Source organism: Arthrobacter sp. Sr33, from assembly GCF_054511195.1.
Window position 1 is genome coordinate 441,856 of the sequence record NZ_JBTNDD010000001.1, and the last position, 13,600, is coordinate 455,455.

Annotated in this window: 14 protein-coding genes; 10 read left to right on the plus strand and 4 right to left on the minus strand. The window is 63.6% G+C overall.

Features of this window, described 5'->3' with window-relative positions:
* Window positions 1-297: 297 nt before the first annotated feature.
* Window positions 298-912, minus strand: coding sequence for a flavin reductase family protein (locus ACX80T_RS02230; protein ID WP_116777974.1), 615 nt, complete (start codon window positions 910-912; stop codon window positions 298-300).
* A gap of 9 nt (window positions 913-921) precedes the next feature.
* Window positions 922-1,764, minus strand: a complete 843-nt coding sequence (locus ACX80T_RS02235; RefSeq protein ID WP_024476327.1) for an NmrA family NAD(P)-binding protein — start codon at window positions 1,762-1,764, stop codon at window positions 922-924.
* Window positions 1,765-2,084: 320 nt separating this feature from the next.
* Here ACX80T_RS02235 and ACX80T_RS02240 point away from each other — a divergent pair, with 320 nt between their 5' ends.
* Both ACX80T_RS02240 and ACX80T_RS02245 read left to right on the plus strand, forming a co-directional pair.
* The gene (locus ACX80T_RS02240; protein WP_019484062.1) at window positions 2,085-2,996 is read left to right on the plus strand and encodes an SDR family oxidoreductase; all 912 of its coding nucleotides are present in this window, start codon (window positions 2,085-2,087) and stop codon (window positions 2,994-2,996) included.
* 123 nt (window positions 2,997-3,119) lie between these two features.
* Window positions 3,120-3,404: an ArsR/SmtB family transcription factor gene (locus tag ACX80T_RS02245; RefSeq protein WP_019484063.1), complete on the plus strand. Its 285-nt coding sequence runs from the start codon at window positions 3,120-3,122 to the stop codon at window positions 3,402-3,404.
* Window positions 3,405-3,407: 3 nt separating this feature from the next.
* Here ACX80T_RS02245 and ACX80T_RS02250 read toward each other — a convergent pair whose 3' ends face one another.
* Window positions 3,408-4,001, minus strand: a complete 594-nt coding sequence (locus ACX80T_RS02250; protein WP_019484064.1) for a vitamin K epoxide reductase family protein — start codon at window positions 3,999-4,001, stop codon at window positions 3,408-3,410.
* Window positions 4,002-4,087: 86 nt separating this feature from the next.
* Between ACX80T_RS02250 and ACX80T_RS02255 the strand changes: the two genes are divergently transcribed.
* From ACX80T_RS02255 to ACX80T_RS02280, 6 genes are all read left to right on the plus strand, one after another.
* The gene (locus ACX80T_RS02255) at window positions 4,088-4,708 is read left to right on the plus strand and encodes a hypothetical protein (RefSeq protein ID WP_019484065.1); all 621 of its coding nucleotides are present in this window, start codon (window positions 4,088-4,090) and stop codon (window positions 4,706-4,708) included.
* Window positions 4,709-4,829: 121 nt separating this feature from the next.
* On the plus strand, window positions 4,830-5,390 hold the full coding sequence (locus ACX80T_RS02260; RefSeq protein ID WP_272942582.1) for a copper resistance CopC family protein: 561 nt from the start codon (window positions 4,830-4,832) through the stop codon (window positions 5,388-5,390).
* Between the two features lie 42 nt (window positions 5,391-5,432).
* Window positions 5,433-6,038, plus strand: coding sequence for a copper chaperone PCu(A)C (locus ACX80T_RS02265; protein WP_024476325.1), 606 nt, complete (start codon window positions 5,433-5,435; stop codon window positions 6,036-6,038).
* Window positions 6,035-7,288 (plus strand): Dyp-type peroxidase, encoded by a 1,254-nt coding sequence (locus ACX80T_RS02270; protein WP_024476324.1) that lies wholly within the window; start codon window positions 6,035-6,037, stop codon window positions 7,286-7,288. The genes ACX80T_RS02265 and ACX80T_RS02270 overlap by 4 nt, the downstream gene beginning before the upstream one ends.
* Before the next feature lie 39 nt (window positions 7,289-7,327).
* A complete protein-coding gene (locus ACX80T_RS02275) occupies window positions 7,328-8,161 on the plus strand; it encodes a DsbA family protein (RefSeq protein WP_116777973.1) in 834 nt (277 codons plus the stop codon).
* Window positions 8,162-8,171: 10 nt separating this feature from the next.
* Window positions 8,172-10,226 carry a cytochrome c oxidase assembly protein gene (locus ACX80T_RS02280; RefSeq protein ID WP_019484070.1) on the plus strand — a complete coding sequence of 685 codons (2,055 nt, stop codon included), beginning with the start codon at window positions 8,172-8,174 and terminating at the stop codon, window positions 10,224-10,226.
* 58 nt (window positions 10,227-10,284) lie between these two features.
* Here ACX80T_RS02280 and ACX80T_RS02285 read toward each other — a convergent pair whose 3' ends face one another.
* Window positions 10,285-11,325, minus strand: coding sequence for a YrzE family protein (locus ACX80T_RS02285; protein ID WP_019484071.1), 1,041 nt, complete (start codon window positions 11,323-11,325; stop codon window positions 10,285-10,287).
* A gap of 109 nt (window positions 11,326-11,434) precedes the next feature.
* On the opposite strand from ACX80T_RS02285, the gene ACX80T_RS02290 reads away from it, so the two are divergent.
* Both ACX80T_RS02290 and ACX80T_RS02295 read left to right on the plus strand, forming a co-directional pair.
* Window positions 11,435-11,935: a DUF456 domain-containing protein gene (locus ACX80T_RS02290; RefSeq protein ID WP_019484072.1), complete on the plus strand. Its 501-nt coding sequence runs from the start codon at window positions 11,435-11,437 to the stop codon at window positions 11,933-11,935.
* A 50-nt stretch (window positions 11,936-11,985) separates the two neighbouring features.
* The gene (locus ACX80T_RS02295) at window positions 11,986-13,599 is read left to right on the plus strand and encodes an amidohydrolase (protein WP_019484073.1); all 1,614 of its coding nucleotides are present in this window, start codon (window positions 11,986-11,988) and stop codon (window positions 13,597-13,599) included.
* The last annotated feature ends 1 nt before the right edge of the window (window position 13,600 follow it).

A 13,600-nucleotide genomic window follows, 5' to 3' on the forward strand; every position in this document is an offset into this window, starting at 1 on the left:
TTGCATACTTGAGTGAACGCCGTCCACGATTCCAGCCTGGACCCTAATGAAAGAGAGTTCGCATGTGCCGGACAACCACCTGTATGCGCTGCCGGAAAACCACCTGGGCCGGCTGTGGAAATCACGTCGATCAGGTAATGCGGTCGGTACCAAAGAAGGATCAGTGCTCCTGCAATCCGACCGTCGAGCCGAAGCGTGCGCGGTCTGAGGGGCAGGCTCAGCCAGGTTGGTTTGGTCGACTGTTTGGAAGGTGAAACCCGGGAGGAGGAGTGGCCGGGGCGCTTCCGCGGTACCCGTTCAGCCGCGGAAGTGCCCCGGCCACTCCTCCACGGGAATGCGCTTGATCGTGTGAACGACTCCGGTGGTACCCCACTCATCGCGGCCTAGCCGGGACAGTGGTTTGAGGCGGTCCATCAGTGGGTGGGTCCCGTCCAGGACGTCCTCGGAAATGGCTGCATGGGTCACCTCGCCGAAAACCACAAAGCAATCCCCGATGGGCTGCACCAGATGTAGCTTGCACTCCAGGGCGACCGGAGACTCCCGCAGTCGTGGGGGCGTCACCGTGTGGCTCGGCTCCCGGGTGAGACCGGCGGCGTCGAACTCGCTGACTTCCCGGTCAAAATTCGTGGCGGTGGCGTTGATCTGCTCGAACAGCTGCTCTGGCGCGAGATTGACGACAAACTCGCCGGTTTCCTCAATGTTGCGCAGGGTGTCCTTCCGCCCTACCGATGTGAAAGCGACCATCGGGGGGTCCACCGACGCGATGGTGAAAAATGAGTGCGGCGCCAGGTTGTCCTCGCCTGCCGCTGACCGGGACGACACCCAGGCGATCGGGCGGGGTACCACCGTCGAGGTGAGCAGCCGGTAAAAGTCACGCGTCGAGGTGTTGTCTCTGCTGAAGTCTCTGCGCATCCTTTGAGCCTAGCGGTCGCCGTGGAGGACTTGAGCGAGATCCAGTGCTGGTTGACCCGTCAGATCCTGCACCGTGGTGGTGGTCCGGGCCAGCCCTCCTTCGGCAATTGCTGTGTAGGTGCTGACCCAGGCATCGAGCTGCCAGTCGGGCGCGCCGAAGTGCTGCCGGGAACCGTACGCTTCACCGACCGATTCGGCCCGGTAAGTGACCTCCCGGCCGGTTTCCTGCGAAATGATCGCTGCAGCCTCCGCCAGGGTTAGCGCCGTGGGGCCGGTCAGCTCATAGGTGTTGCCCGCATGGGCGGCGGCATCCCTAAGGACAACGGCGGCCACCTGCACCACGTCCGCCCGGGCCACCGCGGCCAATCGCCCGTTGCCAGCGGGGCCGCGAATGACGCCGTCGTCGTCGGCGAAATGTTGTAGGACGTCCAGATACAGATTGTTGCGGAGGAAGGTGTAGGCGATCCCGGAACGGCGGATGTGTTCCTCGGTGGCCCAATGGTCGCGCCCGAGGGTGAAGGTGGCGTCCGGGGCGGCACCAAAAAATGAGGTGTACACGATGTGCTGCACACCGGCTTCACTGGCCGCGTCGACGAAGGTCAGATGCTGCTCCACGCGATCTTTGGATTCGCTTGCTGAGACCATGAAGAGGGTGTGGACACCCTCAAGAGCTGTCACGGCTGCCGAACGGTCCGCGTAGCTGCACTCAGCGGCGGTTGCGCCCGGCAGCGCCGGTGCGCGGCCGAGGTCTCGGACCGGCAGGCGAAGTGCGAGCCCGGACGCAGCAAGAATGCGTGCCGTAGCGCCGCCGATGGCCCCGGTCGATCCAGTAACTGCTATCAGCTTGTCCATACCCCTTTGCAGCGTGGGGAGGTGGTGAATTATTTCCGCTCGGCGGCAAGCTGCCAGGCTCGCCTAGACTGGGGGACCATGCGCTACATCAACAAATACCGTGTGCCCATCGTCTGGCTTCTCATTATCGCTCTCGTGGCGAGTATTGGTGCGGGATTCTTCGCTCAGATCTTCTAGCTTCCCCGCACTGCCTTGTCTGATGGGTGGGTACGTCCTAGGATAGTCAGTAGGCTTAGCTTTCGGGGAGGGCGGTATTCGATCCGTCTCCCGGTTGGCCTGCACAGACCGTATCGTACGTACGCACGGCTAGTGAGGAACGCATGACTGATAAGACTTCAACGACTGACCAGTACACCTTCCAGGATCCGGTGACTCGTTTCCCGAGCATCTCGGCCCCCAAGCAGGACCAGCCCGAACCCGGGTTGGATCGGGATCTGGAACCACAAACGGACCGCGGCGAGACCTCTTATCGTGGCACCGGCCGCCTCAAGGGGCGCAAGGCTCTTATCACCGGAGCGGACTCCGGTATCGGCGCTGCCGTCGCTATCGCTTTCGCCCGCGAAGGTGCCGACGTCGCGTTGTCCTACCTCCCCGTCGAGGAGCCCGACGCCGTCGAGGTGGCGCGCCTCATCGAAGAGAGCGGCCAGAAGGCTGTCAAGCTTCCGGGCGACCTGACCGATGCGGCTTTCTGCCGTTCACTCGTGAACGATGCCGCCGAACAGCTGGGTGGCCTAGATATCCTTGTGAATAATGCCGGCAAGCAGATTGCGGTCGAGCGTCTTGAGGACCTCACCGATGAGCAGTTGGATGAAACTTTCAAGACGAACATCTATTCGTTCTTCTGGATCACCCGTGAAGCGCTGAAGCATCTGAAGCCCGGATCGAGCATCGTGAACTCGACATCGATTCAGGCTTACAGCCCGTCGTCGACTCTGCTGGACTATGCGAGCACCAAGGCTGCGATCAACAATTTCACCAAGGGCCTCGCCGAGCAGTTGGCACCCAAGGGTATTCGGGTCAACGCCGTTGCTCCAGGCCCGATCTGGACCCCATTGCAGGTTTCGGATGGACAGCCAAAGGACAAGCTGCCGGAGTTTGGCAAGGACACCCCCTTAGGTCGCGCAGGACAGCCCACCGAGCTGGCCCCGGCCTACGTCTTCCTTGCGTCCTCCGAGTCAAGCTATGTGGTGGGCGAAACCTTGAATGTCAACGGCGGAAAGCCTTCGCCCTAGCCCGTGTTGTTGAGGTGAAAGATCTTGATTGTCCCCTGCTGGCGGGCCGCTTCGGCCCGGTGGCAGGGGATGTCGCGTATATAAATCTAGACGAATATAAGCACTTTTTGATAGGTTCTGCTTATGCATGCTTTTGACGTCCTCGGCGACCCGGTTCGCCGCCGGATTCTTGAGCTTCTCCTCGATGAGGAATGGGCGGCTGGCGATATTGCCCGGGTCATTCGCACCGAATTTGGGATCTCCCAGCCTGCCGTCTCGCAGCACCTTCGGGTGTTACGCGAGAACGGTTTTGCTCGCGTCCGTGGGGACGGTACCCGGCGCCTGTATGCCGTAGAGGCCGGGCCCCTGCGGGACGTGGATCAATGGTTGGAGCCCTTCCGTGCAGGCTGGACGGGCCGGCCAGCCTGAAAGTCAGCCGGCAAATACGCCGATGAACCGGAAGAATACGGTGGCCGCCGTCGCAATCACCAACAGTGCCGCCGTGGTCCCCGTCCATCCGCTGAGGAACTGGCGCACTCGCTCGCTCGCCGGAAACACGCCGCAAACAAAATTGCGTGAAGTGAGGAAAATGGTGAGCACGATCATCGCAGCCCACACGATCATGCAGTAGATGCAGAGGATCCCGATCGCAAAGAGGGCCTGGCTCCATAGCCAGATGGTGAAGACCATCCCCAGAGTCACACCCACCTGCAATGCGCGCCAGTACCAGCGAGCTACGTTTGCCCCGGCGAGAAGCATGGCCCCCGTGGTGATGACGACGGAGAACGCGACAATACCCAGCAGGGGGTTGGGGAAGCCGAAGAGACTCGCTTGCCAGGTCTTGAAGACTTCACCGCAGGAAACGAAGGCGTTGACGTCGCAGCTGGTGACGTAGTTGGGGTCCGCGTAGACAGCCAGCCGTTCAAGGACCAACTGACCAGATGCCAACCACCCCACCACCCCTGAGATGACCAGGATCAGACCGAAAGGCCTGTCCTGCGCGAATCGTGGCGTAGCGGTGTCCATGGTGACTTTCTCGAAGCCTTGGTGGTCGTGGTGCAACTTTTTCTACTCTCCGTAGAAGAGGTTACAATTTTCAGGAGGGAGGAACAATGTCTGGCAGGACCAGTGTGACACCAGCCGCCCGCCTAACCCGTGGGCTACTCGCTGCTGCCGCATCGACCTCCCTCGCCGGTGCCTCACATGCTATCGCTGGCGGTGGCGTTCCAACGATCGCGGTTGTCGTTGCGCTGACCTTCGGGACGCTCGTATGCGTCATTCTTGCCGGGCGTCGACTGACCCTTGCGAGAACAACCGTTGGGGTAGCGATCAGCCAGGTGATTTTTCACTCGCTCTTCGCCTTGTTCACTAGCGGTTCGACGGCACCGACCGGATCGAGTACCGGCCACGGCCATGAGCTATTTTTGCCGGTCCCATCGGCTGCTCTGACCGGTACTGAGCATCCGGGCATCCTGATGATCGTGTCCCACTTCGCGGCTGGTCTACTGACGATTGCTCTGGTGCGTCACGGCGAAGCGCTGTGGTGGGCCTTGGTTGGCGCCCTGGCTGCATCCTTGACGGCGATGATCCGTTGGGTTGGCTCCTGCCCGGTCTCCGAGGAGCTGCGCTCCCTTCCTGTCCGTCCGGCAACCCTGGGTATGCACGATCTCCTGCATGCCGACTCAAGGCGTCGCCTTCGAGGGCCCCCGGTCCAGCAGCTGTCCTTCGCCTGACCCAGTCAGCTGCGGCACCGAGAATCACCGCCTGACTTCGCGTACCTCACAAAGGTAGGAGAACCCTTTGCCCACCCCGCGTTCTGGCGGGTTGGTTCGCATTTTCCGACGTGCAGCTCTCGTGACATTAGCGCTGGGCGGAATCACTTTAGGTAGTGGATTCGTCTCTTTGCCCAGCGCTAGTGCACACGATGAGCTAGTTTCCAGCAACCCCCAACAGGGGGACGAGTTGGCGACAGCTCCAGAATCCATTGACCTCGCTTTCAGCGCGGACATCCTGGATCTGGGCGCAGCGGTGCTGGTGGTTGATTCCACCTCCACAGATCGCACCATCGGAGTTCCCGAACTAGCCGGCAATACTCTGACTCAGACAGTCGCCGACCTCGACGACGGCGCCTATCAGGTGCGATGGCGCGTGGTCTCGGGCGACGGACATCCCATTGCTGGGTCCTTCGACTTCATTGTCGGCGACCCAGCCTCCGCAGAACCCATCACGGCCGCCGCAAGCGCGCCGTCGGTCGAAACCGCAACTCCTGATGCTGCGCCCGGCAACCTCGCCGGACAACCGGAACCATCGGCTGGCTTTTGGGCCATGCTGCCGGTCTGGCAGTACGCCCTGATAGGAGCCGCCGGCGGCCTCGGCATGTTCGCGCTGGTTCTGCGTCTCCGACGTGCCCGCTGATCAAGAGCGCCGTCACCGCCACTACTTAGCTAAGGAATCACCATGAAACTCTCCACCAAGTTCGCCACCGGGTTTGTTGCCCTGGGAACAATCACCGCCCTCGTGGGCTGCGCAGCAACAGCTTCCGAAACCGCTCCCAGTACTGCCGTGGCAGCACAGGCGGATTCCGTGTCCATCGAGGATGCCTGGGTGAAATCAGCCGAAGAAGGCATGAGCGCTGCCTTCGGGATCCTGTCGACGGACGGCGCCGAGGTGACAGTCATCTCGGCCTCCACCGCAGCGTCCCCAATGATAGAGCTGCACGAGACAGTCGCAGGGGACGACGGTCAGATGATGATGCAGGAGAAAGACGGGGGATTTGTCGTCTCCAAAGTCGAAATGATCCTGGCGCCAGGAGGCGACCACCTGATGTTGATGGGCCTCACTGCACCGCTGCTGGCAGGTGACACTGTTGGCTTCGAGCTGACCATGGAGGATGGCTCGATCTTCAGCTTCGATGCACCTGTCAAGGACTACTCGGGGGCGAATGAAACCTACAACGGCGACGAGTCCGTGGATATCGAAACGGATTCCGCCTCCGGCTCAGCTGATGACAGGGGCTCGGATACTCGCTCCGGGTCCGCCGATGAAGGGGCACCCGACCAGTGACTCAATCGGATACCAATGATGCCCTGCCGGGGCTGAATCGTCGGCGTTTCCTGTGGGGAGGCGCCGCCACCGGTGTGGGTGCGGCCACCGCCGCCCTGATCGGTTCCTCCTGGAGGGACGCCTCGTCAACTGCTGCTGCAGGCCACGCCGAGGACGCCAGATCGGCGATCCACGGCGCACTAACCGTCCCGTTCTACGGGGCGCGCCAGGCGGGTATTGATACTCCAGCCCAGTCTCACACAGTGATTACCGCTGTGGATCTGGTTCAGGTACAGACAGCGGAACAGGTGGTTCGACTGATGCGGCTCCTTACCGACGATGCGGCCCGTCTGACACAGGGCGCGGCGGCCCTGGCAGATCCGGAACCGGAGCTGGCCATCGTTCCAGCCCGTCTCACAGTGACCTTCGGGTTCGGGGAACGCATTGTGCGGCTCGCTGGTGACAACAGTGCACCCTCCTGGCTTAGGCCGCTCCCCGCCTTCTCCATTGACGATCTCGACGAGGATCAGTGCGGAGGCGATCTCCTGATTCACGTCGCCTCTGAAGATCTCGTCACGGTGTCGCATGCGCAGCGGATGCTCCTCAAGGACACCCGGTCTTTCGGCCAGGTCCGCTGGTCGACGGAAGGATTCCGGCGGGCGTTCGGTTCGGAAGAGGCCTCCGTGACGATGCGCAATCTGTTTGGCCAGGTCGATGGGACAGCAAACCCCCGACTTGGCTCGGACGACCTCGAGACGGTGGTCTGGGACAGCTCCGCTTCTCCTGCCTGGCTTTTCAACGGAACGTCGATGGTGATCCGCAAAATTGCCATGGACCTGGACACGTGGGATGAGCTGGACCGTCCGGGCCGTGAAGAGTCAGTCGGTCGCTACCTGACGAACGGCGCTCCGCTGACCGGACACAATGAGAAGGACGAGCCAGATTTCGAGAAGACCACCCCCTTGGGATTTCCGGTCATCGCCGAGTTCGCGCACACGCGCAGGGCCCGGTCCAGCGTGCCTGGCGAAAAGATATTCCGTCGTGCGTATAACTACAACACGACACCAACTGGAGGGCCTGTTTCTGACGCCGGCCTGCTCTTCCTCAGCTATCAGGCCGACGTCGACCGTCAATTCGTCCCGTTGCAGCAACGACTGGACGAACTGGACCTCCTGAACCAATGGACCACGCCCATCGGTTCTGCAGTGTTCGCCATCCCGCCGGGCTGCGCCGAAGGCGGGTTCATCGGAGACTCGCTCTTCGCTATCTGACCCCGAACACGCATCCTCCCACTCAAAGGAAACCCCAAAATGCCCGCACCAAACACTAAATCCGCCGGCTCCTCCCGCGAATCAGCCCAGCAACTTCGGCTGGACCACGAGCGGCGGGAAAAGCGCTCACGCCTGTTGATGAGGTGGGGAATCATTGGCGGAGTCCTGGCTGTCCTCGCGGTGATCGCTGTGGTGATTGTGTCCTCGATTCGTCCGGATGTTCCGGCTGCCGGTCCCGCGCCAGCCCACGGCAATGAGTATGGCGGGATCACGCTTGCCTCTCCCACCGACCTGGCGGCCACCGCTGCCAGGACGGTCGACGCCGAGGCGGCGCTGGAGACACGCGAAACACCGGCGGGGGTGGAGGCCGACGCTGGGCCCGGGCCGGTCCGGGTGGTCGCGTGGGTCGACGTCAACTGCGTGCATTGCGCGGACTTCGAAACAACCTACTCAGCCCAAATTAAGCAGTGGCTCGACGACGGCGACGTCACCCTGGAGTACCGAACCGTTGCCTTCCTCGACCGGAACTCGACCAGCGCGTACTCCTCCCGGGCAGCCAACGCGCTAGCGTGCGTGGCTGACACGGCCCCGCAGGCATACCTGCCATTCACTCAAGCGCTATTCGGGAATTTCCCCACTGGGGAACTGAGCGATGACGAGCTCAGCGACCTTGCTGAAGCGTCGGGCGCAGGGGACATCTCCACCTGCGTTGCTGAAGGTACCTTCCGCCCCTGGGTGGACTTCACCACCAACGCAGCATCCTCCTCGGGCATCTCAGGCACGCCGACCGTGTACATCGATGGTGAGCCACTCGCGTCGCCTGCCGATTTCGTGACCGGCGTCGAAGCCGCAATTGAGGCCCGAGGTGCCTAAAGGCGGCCCATTGCAGGATCCTGCTGAGCTGGCCGCCGTGAGGGATGAGCGGCCAGTATCGGGGGAGCGGATCCCGGAGCGCAGCATTGTGCGGGTAGTTTTCGGTATCGCAGTGCCGGTCAGCCTGGCGGTCGCGATCCTGTCGATGTACTTCAGCGAAGCGCTCACCACGTACCGAACCACCATGGCGGATCCCGGCGACTTTGTGGTGCATGCTCGGCCAGTCGCGCGGGTAATCCAGGATCTCAGCGCTGCCATGACAATCGGCTTCCTGGTGCTCTGCGCCAGTCTCCTGCCGGCGTCCGACCGGAACAAGTCGATCATTGGGTTCGCCCAATGGAAGGCTCTCAATTGGGCCTGGATCTCGGCGGGTGTCTGGTTTGTCGCCTCGGTCGCCTCGCTGGTGCTGATTGCCGCTGACACTGCGGGCCAACCGATCAACAGTCCGGGGTTTGCGTCGATTTTCCTGTTCTTCGCCACTGAACTGGAGCTCGGGCAGATCCTGCTGGTGGCGCTGTCAGCGGTCCTGGTTCTGGTCGTGATGCTGCCAATGGTCCGGTCGACCACTGGGGCTGGTATTGCGCTGGCCATCGCAGCGATGGGGATCCTGCCATTGGCCCTGGCCGGGCATGCTGCCGGGTCGGATGACCACGGCAACGCCGTCAACTCCCTGGCGCTCCACCTGGTCGGCGTATGCGTGTGGGTCGGCGGGCTCGCGGCGGTGCTGCTGCTGGGATCCCGGCTGGGCAAGGACACGGGGCGGGTCCTTCGCCGCTACTCAGCACTGGCTGCGTGGGCGTTCGGGGCTGTGGCCTTCTCTGGGATTATCAACGCCAGCCTCCGCCTCGGGTCCCTGGCGGACCTGGCCACACCCTACGGTCTGCTCGTGGTGGTGAAGATGGGTAGCCTGACCCTGCTCGGGCTCGCTGGGTGGTATCAGCGCCGCAGGATTCTGCCGCGCCTGGACCGCGACCCGGAGGACCGACGGGCGTTCGTTACCTTTGGTGTGTCCGAAGCAGCGCTGATGATTGTTACCATCGGCGTGTCCGCCGGTCTTGCCGCGAGTCCGCCGCCCGTTCCGCAGGGGTCAATCGCCGACGTCGACCTGCGCCGTTCCCTCCTCGGCTACCCGTACCCGGAGCCGCTCACTGTCCCCAGCTTCCTAACTTCGTGGCACCCCGACTGGACGATTGGGCTCCTGGTTCTGGTTGCCGCCGGAGCCTACGTGGCTGCGGTCATCAGGGTCCGGCGTCGCGGCGATCGCTGGTCCATTCCCCGCTCGCTGGCCTTCCTCGCAGGGTGCGCCCTGCTGATTTGGCTAACCAGCGGCGGGCCCGCCGTCTATGGGAGGACCAGTTTTTCGGGGCACATGATCCAGCATATGGGCCTGATGATGTACGCACCGGTGCTCTTTGTGCTGGGGGCGCCGATCCTGTTGCTTCTCAAGTCGACACGTCCGCGCACCGACGGCAGCCGAGGCCTCCGCGAGTGGGTGCTCTGGCTCTTCCGCTCACGCTTCAGTCACTTCCTCACCCGCCCCCCGGTTGCTGGGCTGATTTTCGTGGGCAGCATGGTGGGGTTCTACTATTCACCCGTTTTCGAACTGGCCCTGTCCACCCATGTGGGACACGTGTTCATGATCGTGCACTTCCTTATTACCGGATATCTTTTCGCCTGGGTGCTCATCGGGATCGATCCGGGGCCAGCCCGATCGCCGTACCCGTTCAGGCTGATCATCCTGCTCGCGACCATGGCGTTCCACGCCTTCTTCGGCCTGTCGCTCCTGGGCGGCACAGAGATCCTGGCACCCACCTGGTGGGCTAACCTGCAGCTCACCGACCAGGCAGCTCTGCTGGCTGACCAGCAGCGAGGCGGCGCGATCGCGTGGGGAATTGGGGAGATCCCGACGGTACTCCTCGCGTTAGGCGTCGCCATGGCGTGGCGGAAGGATGACGAACGGACAGCGGTTCGCGAGGACCGCGCCGCTGACCGGGACGACGACGCCAAACTCACCGCCTACAACCAGCATCTTGAAAGCCTGCAGCGGAGGTCGCCGGGACGTTGACCACACACGACTGCGCCCCACCCATGAGCTGACACGGGTGGGGCGCAGTTGCTGAGGGCTATCGGGTCGGCGTGTTGTCGTAGTCCGCTCGGTCGATCTTGCGGTGGTAGCGCATGCCGGTGAGACCACCCAGGACGGCTCCGACGAGGGCTGCGACCAGCGCCACGATGACAGCAATAATGCCCGCGGTCGTGAGGTTCCCTTCATTGAGGGGGATCCGCGGGAAACTGTTGAGATTCGCGAAAATGTCGAACTGCCTTCCGAAGATCAAGCCGAGCACCGCCACCAGTACCGCGATGATGAGTGCCCAAAGCCACACGGCAACCCCCTGCTTCGCTCCGTTGAACCGCGCCATCCGTCCGGCGACGTAACCACCGGCAAAGTAGGAGAGGAGCAGGATCACCAGCAGGACAATTGCTCCCGTGATGCCGACGGTCTGCGGATCTGCGGCCACCTGGTCGGCGGCATCGGTCAGGTCAGTGTTGGTGGAGAGCCCGAAGACTGCTCCAGCCGCGGCGACGAGCGCCGTGAGCAGCACTGCCATCCCGGTGGCGGTGAGCCAGCCGAAGAACGCCGACCCAAACTTCATGCCACCAAAGGTGTCCTTCTCGTGCTGCAGGAGGGCTGCCCGTTCGGCCGACGCCGGTAGCGCCGGACGGTCGTCGTGGGTGTCGCGGTACCGGTCGTCATCCGGATCAGCGGTATGACTGACCGGCTGCGCAGCGACGGGCTGGGTACGGGTAGACGGCGACGCCGCTACGGCACCCGCCCCGGCGCCGGTAGCTACTGCGCCTGTTGAGCCGCCGGACTGTGTCTGGTGTTCGCGGGTGGTCTCGCCGTCGGTGGTGCGGTGCACCTGGGTGGCGTCACTGTCGCGGGCGGAGCGGCGCGAGTCGGTGGTGCGGTGCACCTCGGTGGCGTCACCGTCGCGGTCGGAGCGGCGCGAGTCGGTGTAGTCGTGCACCTGGGTGGCGTCGCCGTCGTTGGCGCTGGCCGAAGAGGAATCACGCCAATCCGCAGTGCCGTCAGAATGTTTGGGGGTGTTCTCCCGGGGAGAGTTGCCCTCTGCCGGGTCGTTCCCTGTTCCTTGCGTGCTCATGGTGCCTCCTACTATCGGTGCCGTACGGCTTCCTCAGCAACCTTACTATTACTGCCGGTGGGGGACAAGAGTGGCCGGATGGGAGCCAGCGCAGTGAGAGACTTTTCCTATGGAATTTCAGATCCTGATGACCGTGCTGACCGGCCTGCTGATCGTGGTTGGCGTCGCGGGAGTCATTGTGCCAATCCTCCCGGGCAGCATTCTCATCATCGGTTCCCTCCTGATGTGGGCGCTGGTGGTGTCCAGCACCGCGGGCTGGATGGCATTTGGCGTCGGAGCGGCGCTGGCTGTCGCTGGCCTGCTCGCCGGCGCGGTCCTGACTGGCCGGAAACTCCAGCAGCGCCAGATTCCGGGCAGATCGGTCGTGATCGGGTTGGTCACTGGCGTGCTGGGAATGTTCCTGATCCCCGTGGTCGGGCTCTTCGTGGGCTTCGCCGCTGGTCTGTTCGCGAGCGAATTCGCCCGGCAGCGGCAAGTCGGCCCGGCGCTATCGTCCAGCGGGGCTGCGTTGAAGGCAACCGGCATCGGAATTCTGGTCGAACTTGGGCTCGCACTGCTCGCAGGAAGCGTCTGGGTCATCGGCGTGTGGGTGCACTTTGCCACCGTCTAAGGATCGCTGAACACCACTATCGTCTGAAAATTGTCGCTCGGGAGCTGACCATGTTGCTGGATCTCATCCTCACCAACGCCCGTATCATCACCATGGACGCCCAGCGTCCGGCAGCGGGGAGCGTTGGCATCCTGAACGGGCGGATCGTCGGCTTCGACACCGAGCTGGCGGGCCTTAGCGCCAGAGAGGTTATTGACCTGCGGGGCAGGGTCCTTATTCCGGGGCTGAATGACGCGCACTGCCACACCGCCTGGTTCGGGCTCACCCTCGGTGAGGTGGACCTGTCCCATCTCACCGATCTGGAGCAGGTGTATGCCCGCCTCCATGCGGCGGCGCAGGCTCCGGCGGACGACGACGGCGGTTGGCTGGTTGCCAGCGGGTTCGACCACCACCGGTTCGGCGGTCAGTTCCCCAACCGGGGTGCCCTGGACCGGGTTAGTGGAGGGCGACCACTGTTCATCAGACGGACTTCAGGCCATGGTGGAATCGCCAACACGGAGGCCCTCCGGCGGGCGGGAGTTCTTGCCCAGGACTTCAGCGATCCGGTCGGCGGGAGGGTTGTGCGGGACGGCTCGGGGGAACCGACGGGCCTGCTGCAGGAAACCGCCCAGGCCCTGGTCCTTGACCTGCTCCGCCCCTACGCCCGTGAAACCCTGGTCGCGGCCATCGACCGGGCGAGCGCCCGGTACGCGAGTGAGGGGATCACCAGCTTCACCGATGCCGGCATCGGGGGCGGCTGGATTGGTCATGCACCAGACGAACTGGGCGCGTTCCAGGACGCCCGGACAGCGGGGAAGCTGCACGCCCGGGCGCAGCTGATGCCCGCCATCGAGACGCTGCAGTCAGATACGGGAGCCGGTCTGGGCCTGGGGATGTACAGCGGGTTCGGCGATAACATGCTGTCGTTGGGCCCGGCGAAGATCTTCCTGGATGGCGCGCTCTCCAGCGAGACTGCTGCGCAGACCGAGCCTTACTCCACCGGCAGCGTGAACAAGGGTTACCTGCTGGATGATCCGTTGGCCCTGCGGCGGCAGATGGTTGACGCGCACCGTGCCGGCTGGTCCATCGCCGCGCATGCGATCGGCGACGCTGCCATGGACCTGGCAATTGACACGTTCCGCCAGTTTCCTGACCGACCCAACGGGAGCCTGCCGCATCGGATCGAGCACGCGGCGGTGGTCCGACCGGACCAGCTGTCAGCACTCGCCGCCCTGGAGGTAGCGGTGGCGCCTCAAGCCTCCTTCTTCCGCCCGATAGGCGACGCGATGGCGCTGTCCTTGGGGGCGCGCCGGGCGGCATTCACCTACCGGGCCAAGTCCTTCCTCGACGCGGGCATCCGGATGGCAGGTAGCTCCGATCGGCCTTGTGCTGATGGGACAGCGCTGCGCTCCATCCAGTCCTACGTGGACCGCCTGACCTCCGGCGGCGCCATTTTCGGTGCCGCATCCGAACGGCTCACCGCTGCGGAAGCCCTCCGCATCTATACGGTCGGATCCGCGGACGCTACCGGATTCGGTGGGATCAAGGGCCGGCTGGCCGCCGGGATGCTTGCTGACTGCGCTGTCCTCGAGGCATCGCCGCTGGAGGTTCCGACCGGTGACATCGCCGACATCCCGGTTCTGGCCACCCTGCTGGGTGGTCGGTTTACCCACCACCAGCTGTGAG

What these genes read in the sequence shown, in the direction of transcription:
- ACX80T_RS02245 (WP_019484063.1), top strand. Translation starts at nt 3,120, where the DNA reads ATGCATGCTTTTGACGTCCTCGGCGACCCGGTTCGCCGCCGGATTCTT.
- ACX80T_RS02250 (WP_019484064.1), bottom strand. Translation starts at nt 4,001, where the DNA reads ATGGACACCGCTACGCCACGATTCGCGCAGGACAGGCCTTTCGGTCTG.
- ACX80T_RS02230 (WP_116777974.1), bottom strand. Translation starts at nt 912, where the DNA reads ATGCGCAGAGACTTCAGCAGAGACAACACCTCGACGCGTGACTTTTAC.
- ACX80T_RS02285 (WP_019484071.1), bottom strand. Translation starts at nt 11,325, where the DNA reads ATGAGCACGCAAGGAACAGGGAACGACCCGGCAGAGGGCAACTCTCCC.
- ACX80T_RS02295 (WP_019484073.1), top strand. Translation starts at nt 11,986, where the DNA reads ATGTTGCTGGATCTCATCCTCACCAACGCCCGTATCATCACCATGGAC.
- ACX80T_RS02275 (WP_116777973.1), top strand. Translation starts at nt 7,328, where the DNA reads ATGCCCGCACCAAACACTAAATCCGCCGGCTCCTCCCGCGAATCAGCC.
- ACX80T_RS02240 (WP_019484062.1), top strand. Translation starts at nt 2,085, where the DNA reads ATGACTGATAAGACTTCAACGACTGACCAGTACACCTTCCAGGATCCG.
- ACX80T_RS02290 (WP_019484072.1), top strand. Translation starts at nt 11,435, where the DNA reads ATGGAATTTCAGATCCTGATGACCGTGCTGACCGGCCTGCTGATCGTG.
- ACX80T_RS02235 (WP_024476327.1), bottom strand. Translation starts at nt 1,764, where the DNA reads ATGGACAAGCTGATAGCAGTTACTGGATCGACCGGGGCCATCGGCGGC.
- ACX80T_RS02265 (WP_024476325.1), top strand. Translation starts at nt 5,433, where the DNA reads ATGAAACTCTCCACCAAGTTCGCCACCGGGTTTGTTGCCCTGGGAACA.
- ACX80T_RS02255 (WP_019484065.1), top strand. Translation starts at nt 4,088, where the DNA reads ATGTCTGGCAGGACCAGTGTGACACCAGCCGCCCGCCTAACCCGTGGG.